Source organism: Patiriisocius sp. Uisw_017, from assembly GCF_047731265.1.
GTDB lineage: Bacteria > Bacteroidota > Bacteroidia > Flavobacteriales > Flavobacteriaceae > Patiriisocius.
This window is the reverse complement of record NZ_CP159835.1, coordinates 589,157-611,679: the sequence shown is the minus strand read 5'-3', so window position 1 is coordinate 611,679 and position 22,523 is coordinate 589,157. Positions and strand designations below refer to the sequence as shown.

Below are 22,523 nucleotides of genomic sequence, written 5' to 3'. Positions count from 1 at the left end.
TTTAAAGTTTTTCCAATCTGTTTTGTCCAAAATTCACTCTTGGTCACAACGCAGGCATTTGCGATTGGTCTGCTACTATTAAACTGTTCGGTTTTAAAGGAAAAACATATAATAAAGGACTCTTTTGCAATAACGTCAAACGAATACCTTTTAAGGATACTCAAGATATTATTTGACATTAGAAAACCTCCATTCGTCTTCACAGAAGAACCTTTGGTCTACAAGCATAATTTTTCTTTTAAGAAAAATATTTCTTTGTTAAAAGAATATCACTGATGGGAAAACCGCAGAAAAAAAAAGTACTTCGGGTGTTTTTTTTTATTTAACAAAATTTATGTTAATTTTATAGAAATATAATTGAAAAATATAAAGCACCAATTTATTATGAAAAACTTTACATTCATCTTACTATTTGCCTGTGTTGCTCAGGTAGCAGCTCAAAATTTACAACGACCTGTTCCTGAAAGTTGGAATATCGCTACCATTGAAAAAGTAGCGCCCATTGAACTTGAGAAACCAAATTTAGCACCTTTAAAAGTCGAAGATGCTGTTAATGATTTAGATAAGTCTATTCCTTGGCGATTTGGATATGATCATTTTGTAGATTACGGCATAGATACTGCTGGAAAATGGCATTCATTACCAAACGGCGATCGTATTTGGAGAATCAAATTTATTTCTCCTAACGCATTAACAATGAACCTGATTTTTGATAGTTATAATATTCCTATCGGAGGCAAAGTATACATCTATAGTGGTGACAAATCTCAAATTCTAAGTGTATTTACACATCAACACAACAGTCCTGAAGAAATTTTAGGAACATGGATGGTTGATGGTGAAAGTATTTGGATTGAATATTTTGAACCAAAAAAAGTAAGTGGTCAAGGTCGATTAAATATTGGAAACGTAATTCACGGATATAGAACATTAAATGCTGCCAATCCAAAAGCATTAAATGATTCTGGAGATTGTAATGTAGATGTAAATTGTGACATTACAGGAACTTCTGCTGTAGCTAACGACATCAAAAATGATGTAAAAAAATCTGTTGGAATGGTTGTTGTTGGTGGAAGTGGTAATTGCACAGGAGCTTTAGTAAATAATACTAATAATGATGGAACACCATACTTTTTAACTGCAAATCACTGTTTAGGTGGTTCGGTTGCAGGTTGGGCATTTCGTTTCAATTGGGCAAGTGATGCATCGGTTGCTGACTGCGCTACAGCGTCACCAAGTGTAGATAATACTTTTATTCAAACTGCAAGTGGAGGAATCTTAAGAGCTTCAAATTCTGAATCTGATATGGCATTGATAGAAATTACAGATGTAGCTTTCTTTGCAGCTAGTCCAGATGTAGTTTGGGCAGGTTGGGACAGATCAACAACAGCTATTCCTACTTTAAATGTTGGTGTTCACCATCCAAGTGGAGATATTCAAAAAGTATGTGTCGACTTTGAAGGTGGAACACGAGTTACAACATCATTTAATGGAAATCCAACAACAGAAGTTTGGCAAATTGCTGACTGGGATTTAGGAGTTACTGAGCCAGGTTCTTCTGGTTCGCCGTTATTTAATCAAAATGGGTTAATTATTGGAGATTTATCTGGTGGATCTGCAGCATGTAGTGGAACCGTCGACAATGGAGGTTTTGATATTTATGGTCGTTTTGGTGTTTCTTGGGATTTCGGTACAACAAATGCTACTCAATTAAAATTCTGGTTAGACCCAGTAGGAACAAATCCAACAACATTACAACAATTCCCAACAACACAAATCTCTAGTTTTGATGCAGCAATTTCTGTATTAAACATTCCAACAGATTTATGTGATGCAACAATTACACCAACATTACGTATTACAAATGCTGGAAGTACAACGCTAACAAGTGCTACAATTACACATCAATTAGATACTGACACACCAGTAGTCATAAACTGGACAGGAAATTTAGTAATGGATGCTTTTGAAGATATTCCATTAACTGCAATTGCTGTTTCTGGTGCTGGAGCGCATTCATTCACGGCTTCTGTAGCAAATCCAAATGGAAATGTAGATGAATTGCCATCAAATGATGCTAATACTCAAAACTTTAGTATTCCTGATTCTTTTCAAGTAACAACAATTCGTGTAATTATTACTCCAGACCGTTATGGAAATGAAACTACTTGGCAGTTAACAGACTCAACAGGAGCACTTGTTGGAGATGGTGGGCCATACATGACTACAGGAACAAACGCAACACAACCAGATGAAATTACTGATGTTCCGATTACTATTTTGGATGAATGTTACACATTTATAATACGTGATTCATACGGTGATGGTATGTGTTGTGCATACGGAGCTGGGGATTACCGATTGGAAGATGTCGCTGGTAATATTTTAATAAATGGAAATGGAGATTTTGGAGCAGATGCTTCTCACTTATTCAGAGTAACAGGTGCAGGCACTTGTACTGATCCAGATGTACCATCAGCAACGTCAGCAACCCCAAGTACGATATGCCAAAGCGCAGATTCAACTTTAACATGGACAGGATCATTGAATGATGCAACAGCATGGCATGTATATACAGGCTCATGCGGAGGCACACAAATAGGTACGTCAACGTCAAATTCTTTAGTAGTTTCACCAACGGTTACGACAACCTATTATATAAGAGGAGAAGGAGGCTGTGTAGATGCATCAACCGGGCTTTGTGATTCGGTTACAGTAAATGTTAACCCTCTGGACGATGCAAGTTTCAGTTATACATCTACAACATATTGTACAAATCAACTTAACCCGAATGCTTTTGGTTTTCCTTCACCAGGAACATTTACTTCAACCCCTGGTTTAATTATTACAAATCCGGCCACGGGAGCAATCGATTTATTAGCTTCAACAGCCGGTGCGTACACGATAACTTTCACAACTTCTGGTCCTTGCCCGAACACAAATACCTTTAACATTACTCTTTCTGCACCAAGCTTTGCATTCACGGCTTTGAGTGATTTATGTATTGATGTTGGGATTCAAAACAACCTCGGTGGTGGAACGCCTGTTGGAGGTGTTTATTCCGGACCTGGAGTAATCGATGATGGGAACGGAACAACATATGATTTTAATCCAGCCGCAGCTGGAGTTGGTACTCATACCATTACATACACGGTTGTTGGCGTTTGTTCTGGAAGTGCGAATGATAATGTAGTAGTGTTTGCAGTACCAACAGTAAGCTTCGCCGCCCTTGCTGATCTATGTCTCGATGCCGGTACTCAAACTGGTCTTACTGGCGGTTCACCAACAGGAGGCGTTTATTCTGGCCTTGGTGTAACAGATGTTGGAGACGGAATTAATTATTCTTTCGATCCAGCCGCTGCCGGAGCAGGTACGCACACAATCACTTACAGCTTCACAGATGGCAATAGCTGTACTGGAAGTGCAAATGATAATGCAGTAGTGTTTGGTCTACCAACCGTAACCTTCGCAGCCCTAGGTGATCTTTGCCTCGATGCCGGTAATCAAACCAACCAAACTGGTGGTTCACCAGCAGGAGGCCTTTATTCAGGACCGGGTGTTACAGATACTGGAGACGGAATCAATTACTCATTTAATCCAGTAGCAGCTGGAGTAGGAACTCATACTATTACGTATAACTTCACAGATGGCAATGGCTGTTCTGGAAGTGCGAATGATAATGTAGTAGTGTTTGGCTTGCCAACAGTAAGCTTTGCGACGCTAGGTGACTTATGTGTTGATGCAGGTAATCAAACTGGTCTTACTGGAGGATCTCCAGCAGGAGGCGTTTATTCAGGACCTGGAGTTGTTGACGACGGCAACGGAATTTCCTATTCATTCAATCCTGCATTTTCAGGAGTAGGCACGCACACAATCACCTACAACTTTACAGATGGCAATGGCTGTTCTGGAAGTGCGAATGATAATGTAGTAGTGTTTGCAGTACCAACAGTAAACTTCGCCGCCCTTGCTGATCTATGTCTCGATGCCGGTATTCAAACTGGCCTTACTGGCGGTTCACCAACAGGCGGCGTTTATTCTGGCCCTGGTGTAACAGATGTTGGAGACGGAATTAACTATTCTTTCGATCCAGCAGTAGCTGGAGCAGGTACTCATACAATTACTTACATATTTACAGACGGAAACGGATGTGATGGAGGTGCAAATGATAATGTTGTCGTGTTTAGTCTACCAACCGTAACCTTCGCAGCCCTAGGTGATCTTTGCCTCGATGCCGGCAATCAAACTAACCAAACTGGTGGTTCACCAACAGGAGGCCTTTATTCTGGCCCTGGTGTAACAGATACTGGAGACGGAATCAATTACTCATTTAATCCAGTAGCAGCTGGAGTAGGAACGCATACAATAACGTATAACTTCACAGATGGCAATAGTTGTTCTGGAAGTGCAAATGACACTGTTGAAGTATTCCCATTGCCAACAGCAACCTTCACAGCACCAACTGATCTTTGTTTAGACGCAGGTGTGCAAACCGGTCTTGTCGGAGGAACTTCCCTAGGAGGTGTGTACTCAGGAACAGGTGTTACCGATGATGGCAATGGAATGACTTATAGTTTTGACCCAACAGCAGCTGGCGTTGGAGTTCATACTTTGACGTATACATTAGGAATTGCAGGATGTACAGATGCTGCCTCAGACGATGTGGAAGTATTTGCATTACCCGTTGTAACATTTACCGCCCTGACAGATTTATGCATCGATGCAGGTGTGCAAACCAGTCTTGGTGGTGCTACGCCAGCAGGAGGCCTTTATTCTGGATCTGGCGTTACCGATGATGGAGACGGAATGACCTATAGTTTTGACCCAGCAGCAGCGGGAGTAGGTCTACACGTATTGACCTATACTGTTAGTGACTCAAATGGATGTACAAGTTCAGCATCAGATAACGTTGAAGTTTTTGTAATACCTACTGTAACATATACAGCACCGGCAGATTTATGTATCGATGCAGGTGTGCAATCTGGTCTTGGGGGAGGAACTCCAACATTAGGTGTCTATTCCGGAACTGGCGTTACCTATGATGCTAATGGAATAACCTATAGTTTTGATCCAGCAGCAGCGGGCGTTGGAGTTCATACTATTACCTACGAATTTAGTGATATTAATGGATGTCTAGGAAGGGCAACAGACGATGTAGAAGTATTTGCATTACCGACAGTCACATTTACAGCTCCAGCAGATCTATGTATTGATGCTGGAGTGCAAACTGGTCTTGGCGGAGGAACTTCTCCAGGAGGTGTGTACTCAGGAACAGGTGTTACCGATGATGGCAATGGAATGACTTATAGTTTTGACCCAACAGCAGCGGGTGTTGGAGTTCATACTTTGATGTATACATTAGGAATTGCAGGATGTACAGATGCTGCCTCAGACGATGTGGAAGTATTTGCATTACCCGTTGTAACATTTACCGCCCTGACAGATTTATGCATCGATGCAGGTGTGCAAACCAGTCTTGGTGGTGCTACGCTAGCAGGAGGTATTTATTCTGGATCTGGCGTTACCGATGATGGTAACGGAATGACCTATAGTTTTGATCCAGCTACTGCAGGTGTTGGAATACATATAATGACATATACTTTTACGGATGGTAATGGATGTACAAGTTCAGCATCAGATAACGTTGAAGTTTTTGTAATACCTACTGTAACATATACAGCTCCGGCAGATCTTTGTGTTGATGCAGGAGTGCAAGCTGGTCTTGGTGGCGCTACGCCAGCAGGCGGAGTTTATTCTGGAACTGGCGTTACCGACGATGCAAACGGAATGACCTATAGCTTTGACCCAGCAGCAGCTGGAGTAGGAACACATACTATTACCTACGAATTTAGTGATATTAATGGATGTCTAGGAAGGGCAACAGACGATGTAGAAGTATTTGCTTTACCGACAGTCACATTTATAGCTCCAGCAGATCTATGTATTGATGCTGGAGTACAAACTGGTCTTGGCGGAGGAACTTCTCCAGGAGGTGTTTACTCAGGAACAGGTGTTACCGATGATGGCAATGGAATGACTTATAGTTTTGACCCAGCAGCATCGGGTGTTGGAGTTCATACTTTGATGTATACATTAGGAATTGCAGGATGTACAGATGCTACCTCAGACGATGTGGAAGTATTTGCATTACCCGTTGTAACATTTACCGCCCTGACAGATTTATGTATCGATGCAGGCGTACAATCAGGACTTGGAGGCACGACACCAACAGGAGGTATTTATTCTGGATCTGGCGTTACCGATGATGGAGACGGAATGACCTATAGTTTTGATCCAGCTACTGCAGGTGTTGGAATACATATAATGACATATACTTTTACGGATGGCAATGGATGTACAAGTTCAGCATCAGATAACGTTGAAGTTTTTGTAATACCTACTGTAACATATACAGCTCCGGCAGATCTTTGTATTGATGCAGGGGTGCAAGCTGGTCTTGGTGGCGCTACGCCAGCAGGCGGAGTTTATTCTGGAACTGGCGTTACCGACGATGCAAACGGAATGACCTATAGCTTTGACCCAGCAGCAGCTGGAGTAGGAACACATACTATTACTTACGAATTTAGTGATATTAATGGATGTCTTGGAAGGGCAACAGACGATGTAGAAGTATTTGCTTTACCGACAGTCACATTTATAGCTCCAGCAGATCTATGTATCACTGCAGGCGTACAAGCTGGTTTAAGTGGTGGCACTCCAACAGGAGGTGTCTACTCTGGTGCAGGTGTTACCGATAATGGCAATGGAATGACCTATAGTTTTGACCCTGCAGCAGCAGGCGCTGGTACTCATACAATAACATATACTTTTGAGGATGGCAATGGATGTTCAAGTTCAGCATCAGACGATGTAGAAGTATTTACTACACCAGTAGTAGCTTTTACGGCTCCGGCAGATGTATGTGTTGACGCAGGAGTTCAGACAGGCTTAGGCGGAGGACTCGCTTCTGGCGGTGTTTATTCTGGACCCGGTGTTACCGATGATGGCAATGGAATGACCTATAATTTTGATCCTGTAGCAGCTGGCGTTGGAATACACTCCATAACCTATACCTTGAATGATTCAGGATGCATAGGCACTGCAATGGATACTATAGAAGTATTTGATCTTCCAGTAGTAGCGTTTACCGCACCAGCAGATATCTGTATCACTGAAGGTGTACAAGCTGGTCTTGGGGGAGGAACTCCAACAGGAGGCCTTTATTCTGGACCTGGTGTTACCGATGATGCAAACGGAATGACCTATAGCTTTGACCCAACAGCAGCAGGCATTGGGCCAAATACCATTAGCTACACTTTTACAAATGGAAATGGATGTACAAATTCAGCTTCTGATGATGTGGAAGTACTTGCCTTACCAATAGTAACCTTTACAGCCCCTGCAGATCTTTGTGTTAATGCAGGTGTTCAAACTGGTTTAAGTGGTGGCTCTCCAACAGGAGGTGTGTACTCAGGAACAGGTGTTACCGATGGCGGTGATGGAATGACCTATAGTTTTGATCCTGCAGTTACAGGAGTAGGAACTCAAAGTATAAGCTATACCGCGGGAGCTGTAGGCTGCACAAATACAGCAGCTGATACGGTTCAAGTATTTGGTTCTTCAATAGTAACTTTTAACGCACCGGCAGATCTATGCATCGATGCAGGTATTCAAACGGGTCTTGGTGGTGCTTTGCCAACAGGAGGAACGTATTATGGACCTGGTGTTAGCGATGATGGCAATGGGATGACCTATAGTTTTGACCCAGCAGTAGCTGGTGCAGGAGTACAAACATTGGTATACCTTGTTGGAAACATAGGTTGTTTAAGTACAGGAAACGATACGGTGGAGGTCTTTGATGCACCAACGGTCATCTTTGTAGCGCCTACTCCAAATATTTGTGTGCTCGATGTGGTTGTAACTGGCCTAGGCGGTGGAACTCCAACGGGTGGTATCTATTCTGGAATAGGTGTTAGTGATGATGGCAATGGGATGACCTTTAGCTTTGATCCAACAGCCTCTGCCCCAGTGGGAGGAAACATTCCCGTGACCTATACCTATGCCGACACGAATGGCTGTTCTAATGACACCACCGAAAACATCTTTGTTAATGATGCTATGAATTGTGATGCTTGTCAAGCCACAGCTACCTTTGGTGCTGCGGGTTGGGGTGCAGTGATGCCCAGTATTGACAACCTAGTACTCATCGAAGCAGATTATGATACGGCGCTCTTAGGTTCTTTTGAAGCCTGTAAGTTGATCGTAAATCCAGGAGCAACCCTTCGTGTTAATGCGGGGGATTATATCTTGGTAAATACAGATATTACCGTATCTGTGACGGGAAGTTTACTAGTAGAACACACCGGAAGTGTGGTACAAGTAGAAGACAGTGCGATGGTTACCAACGATGGTACCATCAACGTCAATGTGACCACCCCAGAGGTAGCTCCTAGAGACTTTATCCTCTCTGGTAGCCCAATGACTATGGAAATGCGCAATGGGGTTTATAACAACTCTTTTAGAGTCGTAAAACATTTAACGGCAGCGTTTGATCCAGACCCAGCTGTGGATGCTTTCTATATGCCTAATGTCGTGGCCAACTTTGTGGATGTTGATTTTAATGACTGGATGTTCCATACAGGAATCATCAACCCTGGTGAAGGATATTTTGTATATCCACAAGCTAACTTAGCCGACGGAAATTCAACCTATGACTTAGTCTATGAGCAAGGAACCTTAAACAACGGAGTTATTACCTATGCAATGGAGTTTAACGGCGATGCGAATTCGAGTCCCTCTATGTTAGCCAACCCATATCCATCTGCTATTGATGCCTCCCTATTTTTAAATGCAAACCCTGAGATTGATGAAGTATATTTCTGGGAGCATATTACCGAGCCAGGGGCATTCCCAGGAGGAAATATAACTACTGAAAACTTCTCGATGGAAGACATCTCGATGTACAACCTCTCTGGAGGTATTGGAGCAGGAACACCCGCAACCAATGGGAGTACAACTCCCAATGGTATGATCGCTACCTCGCAAGGTTTTGGTGTAAAAGCGAATGCAATGGGAACCGCTATCTTTAACAATGCAATGCGGGTAACCACAGGGAACAACACCCTAAGGAATACTGTATCAGAGGGCAACAAAATCTGGTTACAGCTAGAAAATGCGCAATACAGTCTCAGCAGTGAAGTATTAATTGCCTTTATGCCAATGGCAACAGAAAGCTATGATTCAGGATATGATAGCCATCAGATTGGTAGCCTTGTATCGCTATACTCGCATTTACCAGACAATACGATGTCTTTAGGAATTCAAGGTAGAGAAGTCTTTAATAAGGAGATACAAATCCCAATGGGATATGCTTCTCAAATAGACGAGACTACCACCTTTAAAATTACCATTAAGCAACTAGAAGGAGTCGACATTGAAAACGCAACCGTATATCTAATAGATAAGGCTACAAGAACCATTACCAACCTTACTAAAGAAGGGGCCTATAAATTTAGAAGTCGAAAAGGAAACTTCCCAAATAGGTTTACACTTCAGTTTATGGCCTATGATAGATTTGGAAGAATACTAGGAGATGATGCTGCTGCTATTGCCGCCATTTCTGTAGTGCCTAATCCTACCGATGGACTCTTGTTTATCAACTCCCCTAATTCAATAATCAATACCATTACCCTTACAGATATGAGAGGAAGGCTCGTGCGAAACCTAAAGAATATTGACGGGTTGAACTCCACCATCGATATCTCGGTATTAGATAGCGCTGTGTATTTCTTAAAAATTGAAACCGAAAAAGGAACCTTGGTCAGAAAGGTTATGAAGGAATAGTTTCAAGCAAAATAATTTAAAGATTAAAAAGCCGCTTTCAGTATAAAAACTAAAAGCGGCTTTTTTTAAACTTTTATTTAGATTTTTAGTTCTTTAAATAAATCTAAATTTCAGTATTTTTGCAGTCCCAAAAAGAGCATATTTTTAAAATAGTACAATTCAATAATTTCAGAAAAATACCGAATGACCTTATTAAAAAATAAATCCTTTGACGTACTTATAGAGATACCTAAAGGCAGCCGAAATAAATACGAATACGATTTCGAATTAAAGAAAATACGTTTTGACCGTATGTTGTTTTCATCCATGATGTATCCAGCGGATTATGGTTTTATACCAGAGACTTTGGCTTTAGATGGAGATCCTTTGGATGTTCTTGTCTTAGGAGGAGAACCAACGTTTCCAATGTGTGTAGTGGAGGTAAAGCCTATTGGAGTTTTTCATATGGCAGACGAAAAAGGGCCTGATGAAAAGGTAATATGTGTTCCAGTATCTGATCCAGTGTGGAGTAGATTGAGCGATTTAAGCGATATGAACCAGCATACTTTAAAAGAAATAGAGCATTTTTTCCAAGTATACAAGGACTTAGAGAAAAAACGTGTTGATGTTGGTGGCTGGGGAGATGCTTCTGAAGCATTAGAAATTTTCAATAAATGTGTGGCGCGATACGATAATAGTGATCACAAAAAAAATGGGGATTTTAAAATTTAAAAATTGGCACACAATTTATTTTTAAAGTCCTGAAAACATCTCGTTCGCAGGATTTTTTCATTCTCGTTTATTTTGATACTTTTGCAGGCTGAATAATTAAACCAATTAAGTACTATGGAATCAATGATGATTTATGTGCCAATAGCATTGGCAGTTTTAGGTTTGATCTACATGTGGATCAAACAATCTTGGGTATTAAAACAAGATGCAGGTGATGGAAAAATGAAAGAAATAAGTGATCACATCTATGAGGGAGCATTGGCTTTTTTAAATGCTGAATATCGCTTGCTTGCAATTTTTGTAGTTATTGTAAGTGTATTACTTTCAATTGTATCGTTTGTAGTACCTACAACGCACTGGTTAATTGTAATTGCCTTTGTTTTTGGTGCGGTCTTCTCTGCATTTGCAGGAAACATAGGGATGAAAATCGCAACTAAAACGAATGTAAGAACAACGCAAGCTGCAAAAACGAGTTTGCCGAACGCACTTAAAGTATCTTTTGGTGGTGGTACCGTAATGGGTCTTGGTGTTGCTGGTCTTGCAGTGTTAGGATTAACGTCATTCTTTATCTTTTTCTTTCACTTTTTTATGGGAGGTGTATGGACGAGTACAGCAGATATGACAATTGTTCTTGAAACATTAGCAGGGTTCTCTTTAGGAGCTGAATCCATTGCATTATTCGCTAGAGTAGGTGGAGGAATCTATACAAAAGCAGCAGATGTTGGAGCTGATTTAGTAGGTAAAGTAGAAGCAGGGATTCCAGAAGATGATCCTCGTAACCCTGCAACAATCGCAGATAACGTAGGTGATAATGTTGGGGATGTTGCCGGAATGGGAGCAGATTTATTTGGTTCTTATGTAGCAACAGTACTTGCTGCAATGGTATTAGGAAACTATGTAATTAAAGATATGGGTGGAAATATTGCTGATGCTTTTGGCGGAATTGGACCTATCTTATTGCCTATGTCTATTGCAGGTGTTGGTATTATCATCTCTATTATAGGAACGATGCTTGTTAAAATTAGCGATAATGATGCTAAGGAAAGTAAAGTAATGGGCGCTTTAAACAAAGGAAATATCGCGGCAATCATATTAGTTGCTGTTGCTTGTTTCGGTTTATGTAAGTGGATGTTGCCAGAAACAATGCAAATGGAATTCTTTGGCGAAGGACTACAAGAAATTTCTTCTATGCGAGTATTTTATGCAACCTTAGTAGGATTAGTAGTAGGTGCAGTTATATCTGCGGTAACAGAATACTATACTGGATTAGGAAAGAAACCTATCCTTAAAATTGTACAACAGTCTTCTACGGGAGCGGGAACAAATATTATTGCTGGTCTTGCAACAGGTATGATTTCTACATTCCCATCAGTATTATTATTTGCTGGTGCGATCTGGTCATCTTATGCATTTGCAGGATTTTATGGAGTAGCATTAGCTGCTTCAGCGATGATGGCAACAACAGCTATGCAATTAGCGATTGATGCTTTTGGACCTATTGCAGATAACGCGGGTGGTATTGCTGAAATGAGCGAACAAGACCCGATAGTACGCGAAAGAACAGACATCCTTGATGCAGTAGGTAATACAACTGCAGCAACAGGAAAAGGTTTTGCAATTGCTTCTGCGGCATTAACGTCGTTAGCTTTATTTGCTGCCTATGTAACTTTTACTGGAATTGACGGAATTAATATTTTTAAAGCACCCGTTTTAGCAATGTTATTTGTTGGTGGAATGGTACCCGTGGTATTCTCTGCATTAGCAATGAACGCTGTAGGTAAAGCTGCTATGGAAATGGTAGAAGAAGTGCGTCGTCAGTTTAGGGAGATTCCTGGAATTATGGAAGGTACTGGGAAACCAGAATACGATAAGTGTGTGGCAATTTCTACAGAAGCTTCTCTAAGAGAAATGGTATTACCAGGTTTATTAACGATCTGTTTTCCTTTAATCATTGCATTTGTACCAATGATTTTTGGAATGGATAATCTGGCGATCGCTGAAATGTTAGGTGGTTATATGGCTGGTGTAACAGTTTCGGGTGTATTATGGGCAATCTTTCAAAACAACGCTGGTGGTGCTTGGGATAATGCTAAAAAATCTTTTGAAGCTGGTGTTGAAATCAACGGAGAGATGACGTATAAAGGTTCTGATGCTCACAAGGCAGCAGTAACTGGAGATACCGTAGGAGATCCATTTAAAGATACTTCTGGACCATCAATGAACATCTTGATTAAGTTAACCTGTCTTATTGGACTTGTGATTGCACCTATCTTAGGAGGTCACGCTGAGATTGAGGAAGGTGATGGGAATGCTTCTTCTGAAATGATAATGATTGATTCAGATGGTAATAAAACTGTCGTAAATGATGATACTGCAGCGATACTAGAAAAGACAGATGTTCAAAAAGAAGTTGAAGTTAAAATGAGCGTTGATGGTGATGTAACGACTGCAGACGTAGTTTATAAAACTACCGTAAATGGAAAAACGACCACTGAAACAAAAACCTTAAAAGGTACTGAAGCTGAAGTAAAAGCGAAGTTGGATAGATTAAAGGACGTTGATGTAAAGGTTGTAATGGAAAATTAAGGCCTTACCACACGTTAACAATATTAAAAACCCTGCCTTTTGGCGGGGTTTTTAAGTTTTAGTACGTATCGAATGAAAATTAAATTAGCTCAAACTAAAAATTACATTCTGTCAAAAGTATAAGATAAAGTGTAGGTGTCTGAAATATTACCAGCAGTTTCAGTAAAATTGCGCGTTAGTATTAATTGAGTTGCATTAAGTGTCGCAATTGTAAATTCGTTATTTCCATCGCTATTGGTTATTGTTAACGCCGTATTACTTGAGTTAGTGCTGTATGTTCCGTTTGGAAAGCTACTGTCTCTTAAAAAGGTTTCTGATGGTACAACATAGCTTAGTTCAAAACTACCAGTAACAGAAACGATATCAGTGTTTCTATCAAAGGAAATCACTAGATCTTCATTTAAGCTGGAGACCATTAAGTTTTCCATAAAATCCATGCCATTTAGGATTGTAGTTCTTATTCCTGATCCAGAAATAGCAGTTGCTCTCCAAGTTCCTTCAACTCCAACTACCGTTGTTGTGTCTCCGTCGTCATCATTTCCACAAGAAAATAATGTAATTGCCATTGAAAGTATTAATAAGGTTTTGAGGTTTTTCATATCTAGTTTTTTTAATTCAAATTCGAGCAATGATATTAAAAAACGAGAGAAGGATATAGTTTTTGTTGTAAATTATATCAAAATGTGATGAAATAGGAGTAGGATTATTTATGATACCTGCTATAAATTTAGTTTTCAGCCACAAAAAAAACCTGCCAGTTGAGGCAGGTTTTTTATTATAATTTTCGTGATTCTATTATCTTGTATATGTACCTACAGTTTCTACTATTTAAAAAAACAATGTTTACTGCTTTGCAAATGTTGCTGTCGTGATTGTTGTTGAAGTATTAGTTTCTGTGCCATCCATATCAGTATCCGTTTCCGACTTAGACAGCGTCATCGAAGCACCATTAATTGATAATGAAAAGCTCTCGGTTACACCATTATCTGTAATGGTTAATGTTGTTGCGCTTCTTGTCCACGCAGCGGGACTAACATCTAGGAATGTCTCACCACTATTCGTAATTGTTTGGGTTTGACCACCTGTCACTATTGAAGCTGTAACGTCAAAAGTACCTTGTGAAGTAAGGTTATTAGGAGTTTCTGTAAAGGTAATGGTGAAATTTAAATTACTACCAACAATAGTTCCTGAATAGGGTACGTTTGAATTGTCACTAGAATCTACTGTGTTTCCAGTTATACCTCCAGTAATAGAGGTTCCTGTCCAAGTTCCTAATAAATCTGCATTAGGTGAAGGAGCAACTATAACACCACCGTCGTCGTCACTGTCACAAGAAAATAATGTAACCGTCAGGGAAAGAATCAATAAAAATTTTAAGTGTTTCATATTTTGTTTTTTGTTAATGTATAAGGTCAAAGGTAGTAAAAAAAGAATATTATTGTTTTTTTTTTTGTTAAATTAAACAGTGACTTTTAGGGATATAGATTTTAGCTAATCGCATTAAAACAACCCATTAATTTCTGCGTCTATCTTGCTAATTACCTGCCCTAAGTCTTCGGGATTATCAACAAAATTAAGGGTGTCCACATCAAGAATAATAATGTTTCCCTTATCATAGGTAGTCACCCAAGCTTCGTATCTTTCATTAAGGCGGCTTAAATAATCAATACTAATGGAGTTTTCATATTCACGACCACGTTTATGAATTTGATTTACAAGGTTGGGAATAGAACTTCGTAAATAAATTAGAAGATCCGGACCTTCAGTAACACTTTCCATAAGATCAAAAAGAGATCGATAATTTTTAAAGTCACGATTAGTCATTAAACCCATAGCGTGTAAATTGGGTGCAAAGATGTAAGCGTCTTCATAAATAGTGCGATCTTGAATAATGTTTTTGCCACTGTCTCTAATATCAAGAATTTGTCTAAAGCGACTGTTTAAAAAATAGATCTGCAAGTTGAAAGACCAGCGCTCCATAGAATTGTAAAAGTCATCTAAATAAGGATTGTCCTCTACGTCTTCATAATGAGGTTTCCATTTGTAATGTTTGGCTAATAATCGGGTTAGCGTAGTTTTTCCAGATCCAATATTCCCTGCAATGGCAACGTGCATACTTGTTATTTCTTAGATTGATTAATAGAAAAAGTGTGAAGGTTTTTTCCGTCATAAATATACAAGAAATCTCGCGTTAGCTGCAAATCTTGAATACTTATTTCAGGAGTTTTTATGGTTTCAATGTGAAGCTCTTCTTTTGAAACATTTTTGTTCTTTCGGATTTTAGATTCTGAAAGTTGAAACAATACATTTTCTCGAACCAGCAGTACCGCATCATTATTTTGTTCTATGTCAACTGCGTCTTCAAAGTTAATTGTTTCGGCTATGCCGCCAAAAAGCGTAAAACTTTGTACACCAACATTTGTTAAAACATAACAGTAATTAAAATTACTGGCAATATTTATAAACTTTTCGGCAATGGGTTGGGAGATAATGATTTTTTGTTGTGTTCGATAATTGTAGGTTTCAAGTTGTTGTAAGTCTGTATCAAAAATCCAAAGTTTATTTCCTCCTGCATTGCTTGCCGCTCCTACATTAATGAATTCTTGTGTAGTATTAAAATTAATATATTCAATTTGATTGAGTCTATTATCTAACAGTAAAACGATATTAGTGTCTTTATAAAACACAACGATATTTAAAGGGTTTATAATATCTACGGAAGTAATATTCCCCAATTGAAAATCTGTAAACTCAAATGTACCTAAAGGCCCTTCTTTATAGAGGACCATACCGTTAATAGAGTACAAGTTTTTAAAAGAATCAAAACCTACAAATGTGTTTGCAGTCAAAAGGGTAGTTTCAACTAAGGTCTGACTCAAACTGCATTGAGCGATGAATAAGAATAAAAATAATATGCACTTCATATAAAAAGCAAGGTACTCAAAAAAAGCACCTAAAGTAAGCTAAAGTTAAAGGTGCCTAAAGTTACATCTAAAGAAAGTTTTTTCCCGCAACAGGTCGAAAAGCCATAAGCACACATTAAACTCAAAAAATCGCATATCGTATTTCGAAAACCGAAAATTATTTCAACACACTAATTTATACCCAAAACCTCAAAATATTAATTATTTGGATACGGTCATCTTGTTTTAGTCTCTTTCTCAATTTAGAAATAAAGACGTTCATACTTCGGGCGCTAACGATAAGTAGGTTAAAACGCTAAGTTTTAAAAAAAACAAACAGAAAAAGTTTTGTTTTTTTAGAACAAGCACCAGACAACTCCGGAATTTCAATACACTAATTTATACCCAAAACCTCGAACATTAATTATTTGGATACGGTCATCTTGTTTTAGTTTCTTTCTTAATTTAGAAATAAAGACGTCCATACTTCGGGCGCTGAAGAAGTCGTCGTTATTCCAAAGTTTATTTAGGATTGTGGAGCGGTCTAGGACCTCGTTTTTATTAGTGTTTAAATGAAATAATAAGTGTGCTTCGCGATGCGTAAGCGCTATGATTTCCTCATTTTTAAATTGGAGGGTTTGCTTTTTAAACTGGAAGGTATAGTCACCTATTGCTATTTCGGTTTGATGATTTTGAAGTTCTTTGCGTTTCAGTAGGCTGTTAATACGCACGATGAGCTCTTCCATGCTAAAAGGCTTTTTTAAGTAATCGTTTCCGCCACTTTCAAAACCCTCTACCACATCTTTTGTCTGTGATTTTGCCGTTAAAAATAGGATCGGGACTTGTGAGTCTATTTCTCGTATTTCTTTCGCTAGCGTGAAGCCGTCTTTTTTAGGCATCATTACATCTAGTAAGAGCGCATCAATATCATTGTTTTTAAATTGCGCTAGTGCTTCTTCGCCGTCTAGACAATGTGTAACGCAAAAGCCCTTGGTTTCTAGACTTTCCTTGACAATCATTCCCAGTGCTGGTTCGTCTTCGGCGAGTAGTATTTTTGGTGCGTTACTCATTAGGATAGGCTTATTTTAAAAGTAGTTGGTTTTACTTGGACGTCAATAGTGCCGCCGTGTTTTTTAATAATGGTTTTTGTGTAATATAATCCAATTCCAAACCCTTTTATATCGTGCGTATTCCCTTTGGGTACGCGATAAAATTTCTCAAATATTTGCTTGCTTTGAGTCGTTGTTAGCTCGTTTCCGTTGTCAGAAATGATGATTTCTATCACACTCTTGGTTCTTGTTATGGAAACTTCAATGGCATCTCCACCGTATTTTAGTGCATTGTCAATTAAATTATTCAATGCATTTTCAAAATGAAATGGATCAACGGGATAGGTTAATGACGTTGCAGTGGTTGTAAAAGAAACATCTTTGTCGCTAGCCGATACGGCCTCTTTTGTTGTCGCTATTTCTAAGAGTCGGACAAGATCTGTTTCTTCTATATTGAGTTCAAGATTTTCACTGTCAAGTGTCGCGGTTTCAAGCAATTTTTCCACCATGATCGTCAATTTGTTGACCTGTGTAGCGCTCACTTTCGCATAGCGTTGCGTTTTTTCAATATCATTGTCTTTATTGAATAGTTGAATACCTTCCATAGCAGCACCTATAGTTGCTAACGGTGTTTTAAATTCGTGTGTGATGTTACTAATAAGATCGTTTTTCACTTCAGCAAGCTGTTTTTGGTTTTTTATTACCTTTAGGAGGTACAAAAGACATCCTGTAATAGCGATAACAAAAAGCAAAGAAGTTAATATCCCTATGATATTTCTCTTTAATACAGTCTCAGGTACATTTGAGAAGTTAATTTGTAAAAAGGACTGTTTTGGTAAAAATGCACTACTAGATTGGGTGCTTAAATAGGACCTGGTATCAGAAATGTATCCGCTACGTTGATCTTCTCCAAAGGAGTTTTGAAAAAACAAACTAAAATTTATATAAATATTTTTTCGATTAAATTCTTTCATTAAGAGAATGTCGATCGCTTTTAAATCTACTTTTTTAGCAGCCATAGCATACATTACTTGGGAGGTAAGCTCTGCTAAAGGATGTTTAAATAGGGAGTCATTTTTATTTTCAATACTAAAAAAATTATCGCTAATTGAATCTTTTAGTTTGAAAATCTTATAAAGATTATCTGCGCTAGCTTTAGTGTCTTTCTTGAGTATTCTAGGAGTTAAATTCCCATCCCCTTCAAAATCAATAAAAATAGTTACATCGGTTTCTATCGTTGAAGAAATAGAATCAACCTTCTTTAATCCATTGAATAGACTATCATTCCTAAATCTGTTTACAATGGAATCTGCAGATTTTAACTCCTCCACAAAGGTAAATTCACGAAACCGTTCCTCAGTTTTCGTTGCATAATAATTGTTAACAGCATTGTCTAAACTTACCTGCACATCATTAATTAATTGTTGCTTTCCAGCCTCAAAATTTTTGTAATTCCAGTAGCCTTGTATCGCGAGGGTTCCCATTATCGCGGCTATAATAAAGTATAGGATTGTTTTGTAGTGTCGTTCTTGCATAGTGCAAATAACAGCCTTAATTGCTTGTCTTACAAGTAGGTTAACACACGTTAACGTTCGTTAACTGTTGTTTTTGAGTAATAAGAGCATTTTTGCGGTGTACACTTATGACTTCAGACATTTTAAAGATTTTGCAAATGTGCCTTAAAAAGAAAAACGATTGAATAATTAAAATTTTAGAATTATGAAAACAATTATCACACTAGTTCTCGCACTTGTATTGGCAATAAGCACAGCAATCGCTCAAGAGTTTAACGGGATCGCAACCTATAAAACAGATCGCAGTTTTGATCTTCCTGACGATGACAGCAAAGAATCTGAAATAGACGATGCGATGATGAAAGGTATTCGTGATCAAATGAAAAAGCAGTTTCAAAAAACATTCACACTTAATTTTACAAATACGGAGTCTTTATATGAGGAAGAGGAATCTCTTGCGCCTCCATCTGTTGGTTCCGGAATGCAGATATTGTTTTCTGGCGGTAGTGATTTAGTATATCGAAACATAAAAGAAAAAACTTATGCTCAAGCTTCCGAAATAATGGGTAAAGAGTTCCTAATTGAAGATGCGATTAAAGATCAAGACTGGGTTCTGGTAAAGGAAACAAAAAATATAGGGCAGCACGTATGCTTTAAAGCAACAAAAACGAAGACGCAAAAAGACAGAGTGTTTAACGAGGAAAAAGGAGCATACGAGGATAGTGAAAAAGAAGTTACTACTACGGTATGGTATACGCCATCAATTCCTATTCAACATGGACCAGACGATTATTATGGATTGCCAGGACTTGTACTTGAAGTAAATGACGGTGAGCTAACGATATTATGTTCAAAAATTGTGTTGAATCCTAAAGAGGGTGTTCAGACTGATAAGCCAACAAAAGGAAAGAGAGTTTCACAAGAAAAATTTAATGAAATTCAAGATCAGAAAAACAAAGAAATGCAAGAACAGTTTGAAGACCGAAAAGGGAAAAAAGGAAAAAGTGGAGTTTTTATTGAAGTTTACGGAGGAATGTAATTTCTTGTTTACAACTATTTAACCGGTCTTATTAGCGCTAAAACTGATGAGCGCAGTTTTTTATACTATTAAAATTTTTAAAGACAGTTGATATGCGATCAAAACGAGGGATGAAAAAACTACTTTTTATTGCTTTAATACTATACGGTGTAGCAGCATCTGCCCAATCTATGAAAGTAAAAGGCTTTATTAAAGATAGCATAGGGCAACCACTTTCTTTGGCAAATGTAATTGCTACAGTAAAATCAAGCGGTGCTATAGAAAGTTACGGGATTACAAACACCAAAGGGCAATATCAATTAGACTTGCCAAAAGGAGAAACCTACCTGCTCAATGCAAGTTTTTTAGGATATCAAAATACTGAAAAAGAACTTGTGGTTGCTGGGAATGCTCAAAATAAAACGCTAGATTTTACACTGCACGAACAGGTCGCAGCACTGGATGATGTAACACTTATTTATGAGATGCCAGTTACAGTTAAAGGGGATACCATTATCTATAATGCAGATTCCTTTACCAATGGTGAAGAAAGAAAACTAGGGGATGTAATGAACAAATTACCAGGTGTTGAGGTAAACGATGATGGTGAGATACTAATTGAAGGAAAAATCGTAAACAAAGTAATGGTTGAGGGAAAAGACTTTTTTGATGGCGACTCTAAACTAGCGACAAAAAATATCCCAGCAGATGCTGTAGATAAGATAGAGGTGTTGAGAAACTACAACGAAGTTGATCAAATGCGAGGCTTGGGAAATGACCAAGATAATATTGCCATTAATATAAAATTAAAAGAAGGAAAAAAGAGCTTTTGGTTTGGTGAAGTTACGGCAGGAGCGGGGGTTGGTGATGATTATGGACAAGATAGTGGACGGTATTTAGTACATCCTAAATTGTTTTATTACAATCCAAAATACAGTGTTAATATTATTACAGATTTTAATAATATAGGGGAGGTTCCTTTCACTTTTAGGGATTACTTCAACTTTACAGGTGGGTTTAGAGATTTTAATCGTGGAGGCGGCACCAATTTTTCGATTAGAGAAAGTGACCTTGGCTTTACTACTACTCAAAACAATCGAGCAAATGCTATTGAAGCAAAGTTTATAGCAGCAAACTTCAGCTATGCTTTCAATAATAAATTTGATGTTTCAGGTTTTGCCATTTTGAGCGATAATAAAACTAATGTTGTAAATAATTCCATAACCCAATACATCGCTTCAGGAGCTACTGAAAATACAAGTTCAATTAGCGATACTCGCAACCAGTTAGCAATGGGTAAGTTAAGTGCTAAATACAAGCCAAATGCTAATTTTCAGTTTGATTATGACACACTTGTTAAAATATCAAAACAGACCGAAGATTCAAACACATTATCTGTAGTTCAAGGAAGTGCAAATGATATTGTTGAAGAAATTAAAAACAACCCCTTTTCAATAAACAATAATTTGAACGCGTATTACACGCTAAATGAAAATAACATCTTTGCCGCACAAGCACAATACTTGTATCAGAATGAAGATCCTTTTTATCGTGCAGCACAGGATTCAATTCCGTTTAGAGGAGTATTTACCCAAATAAATCCTACAGATCCAAATCCTTCTGATAGCGGTACTGATACTTTTGATCCATTATTAGATCAAAATAGATATGATGTTGACCAGCAAAAAAATGTAATTAGCCACAAATTAGATGCTAAGGTGGATTATTATTATGTGCTAAATAATGTGAGTAATATCAACTTTACTTTGGGAAATACTTATAGCAGGCAGCAGTTTGACTCACGAATTTTCCAAATTCTAGATAATAACAGCGAGAATAGTTTTACAGATCCAGACTTTAATAATGATGTAGCATATACGTTTAATGATCTTTTTTTAGGGATGCATTATAAGTTAAAGACTAGGAGATTCACGCTAAGCCCAGGAGTTACGCTTCATAACTACGGAATTAAAAATGAACAATTGGGTAGTGAAGCTTTGCAAAATAATTGGCTCGTACTTCCAGATTTAAACGTGCTCTATGAAATAAATAAGAGTGAGGTTTTACGTTTTGACTATTCTCTAAATGCCAATTATAGTGATGTAAATGATTTTGCTAGAGGCTATGTGTTTAATAATTATAATAGGCTTTTCCGCGGAAATAGAAACTTAGCAAACTCCTTAGCCAACAATTATAATTTGACCTATTACAGTTTTAATATGTTTAAATACACAAACATAAGTGGTAATATTAACTACTCAAGGACGATTGATGCTATAAAACAAACAACTGATATTGTTGGGATTAATCAAGTGAGTTCGCCCATAAATGTGAATAGTAATTTCCCGGATGAGGCACTTTCTATTTTTGGAAGTTTTAGTAAACGAGTTAAGAAAATTCAATTTCGTTTAAATGCTAAGGTGGCTTGGAGCAACACCTTTAATGATATAAACAATGAAATAAGGGAAAGTGAGAGTTTTACTCAAAATTATCGGGCAAGCGCGCAATCAAACTTTAAAAATTGGCCTAATTTTGAAGTTGGGTATCGTTTTGTATTAAACGATTACGACAATGGTGGTCAGGTTCAAAAATTTACTACGCAGCGCCCGTACACAAATATCAATGTTGTTTTCTTAAAGGATTTCCAGTTAAATGCGGAATGGGATTTTTACGATTATAGTAACGAAGAAAATTCAGTAAAAAATAGATATTCTTTCTTCAATGCAGATTTGTATTATCAAAAAGGAGACAGTTCTTGGGAGTTTTCACTAAAAGCAACAAATATTTTAAATACTCAATCTATTAATAAGGATAACTTTGGAGATCAATTTAGTACAACGAGCGAGTATTTTGTCTTGCCAAGAATTTTGATGTTTGTTGTAAAATATGACCTATAAGC

The 22,523-nt window shown here is 38.1% G+C and carries 11 protein-coding genes; 5 read left to right on the top strand and 6 right to left on the bottom strand.

What is annotated here, in order from left to right:
- Positions 1-384: 384 nt before the first annotated feature.
- The 3 genes from ABXT67_RS02765 to ABXT67_RS02755 all read left to right on the top strand — a co-directional run bounded on the left by ABXT67_RS02765 (position 385) and on the right by ABXT67_RS02755 (position 13,140).
- Positions 385-9,843 carry a T9SS type A sorting domain-containing protein gene (locus tag ABXT67_RS02765; RefSeq protein WP_415375763.1) on the top strand — a complete coding sequence of 3,153 codons (9,459 nt, stop codon included), beginning with the start codon at positions 385-387 and terminating at the stop codon, positions 9,841-9,843.
- A 183-nt stretch (positions 9,844-10,026) separates the two neighbouring features.
- Complete coding sequence (locus tag ABXT67_RS02760) at positions 10,027-10,554, top strand: inorganic diphosphatase (protein ID WP_415375762.1); 528 nt, start codon at positions 10,027-10,029, stop codon at positions 10,552-10,554.
- Between the two features lie 114 nt (positions 10,555-10,668).
- Positions 10,669-13,140, top strand: coding sequence for a sodium-translocating pyrophosphatase (locus ABXT67_RS02755; protein WP_415375761.1), 2,472 nt, complete (start codon positions 10,669-10,671; stop codon positions 13,138-13,140).
- Positions 13,141-13,241: 101 nt separating this feature from the next.
- Here ABXT67_RS02755 and ABXT67_RS02750 read toward each other — a convergent pair whose 3' ends face one another.
- The 6 genes from ABXT67_RS02750 to ABXT67_RS02725 form a co-directional block, all read right to left on the bottom strand.
- Complete coding sequence (locus ABXT67_RS02750) at positions 13,242-13,739, bottom strand: lipocalin family protein (protein WP_415375760.1); 498 nt, start codon at positions 13,737-13,739, stop codon at positions 13,242-13,244.
- A 244-nt stretch (positions 13,740-13,983) separates the two neighbouring features.
- A complete protein-coding gene (locus ABXT67_RS02745; protein ID WP_415375759.1) occupies positions 13,984-14,526 on the bottom strand; it encodes a hypothetical protein in 543 nt (180 codons plus the stop codon).
- Positions 14,527-14,640: 114 nt separating this feature from the next.
- Positions 14,641-15,255, bottom strand: a complete 615-nt coding sequence (locus ABXT67_RS02740; RefSeq protein WP_415375758.1) for a deoxynucleoside kinase — start codon at positions 15,253-15,255, stop codon at positions 14,641-14,643.
- Between the two features lie 5 nt (positions 15,256-15,260).
- The gene (locus ABXT67_RS02735; RefSeq protein ID WP_415375757.1) at positions 15,261-16,019 is read right to left on the bottom strand and encodes a hypothetical protein; all 759 of its coding nucleotides are present in this window, start codon (positions 16,017-16,019) and stop codon (positions 15,261-15,263) included.
- 410 nt (positions 16,020-16,429) lie between these two features.
- Positions 16,430-17,113: a response regulator transcription factor gene (locus ABXT67_RS02730; RefSeq protein WP_415375756.1), complete on the bottom strand. Its 684-nt coding sequence runs from the start codon at positions 17,111-17,113 to the stop codon at positions 16,430-16,432.
- Positions 17,113-18,627, bottom strand: a complete 1,515-nt coding sequence (locus ABXT67_RS02725) for a sensor histidine kinase (protein ID WP_415375755.1) — start codon at positions 18,625-18,627, stop codon at positions 17,113-17,115. Before ABXT67_RS02725 ends, ABXT67_RS02730 begins: the two co-directional genes overlap by 1 nt.
- Before the next feature lie 184 nt (positions 18,628-18,811).
- Between ABXT67_RS02725 and ABXT67_RS02720 the strand changes: the two genes are divergently transcribed.
- A complete protein-coding gene (locus ABXT67_RS02720; RefSeq protein ID WP_415375754.1) occupies positions 18,812-19,645 on the top strand; it encodes a GLPGLI family protein in 834 nt (277 codons plus the stop codon).
- 110 nt (positions 19,646-19,755) lie between these two features.
- Positions 19,756-22,521, top strand: a complete 2,766-nt coding sequence (locus ABXT67_RS02715; protein WP_415375753.1) for a carboxypeptidase regulatory-like domain-containing protein — start codon at positions 19,756-19,758, stop codon at positions 22,519-22,521.
- Positions 22,522-22,523 lie beyond the last annotated feature (2 nt).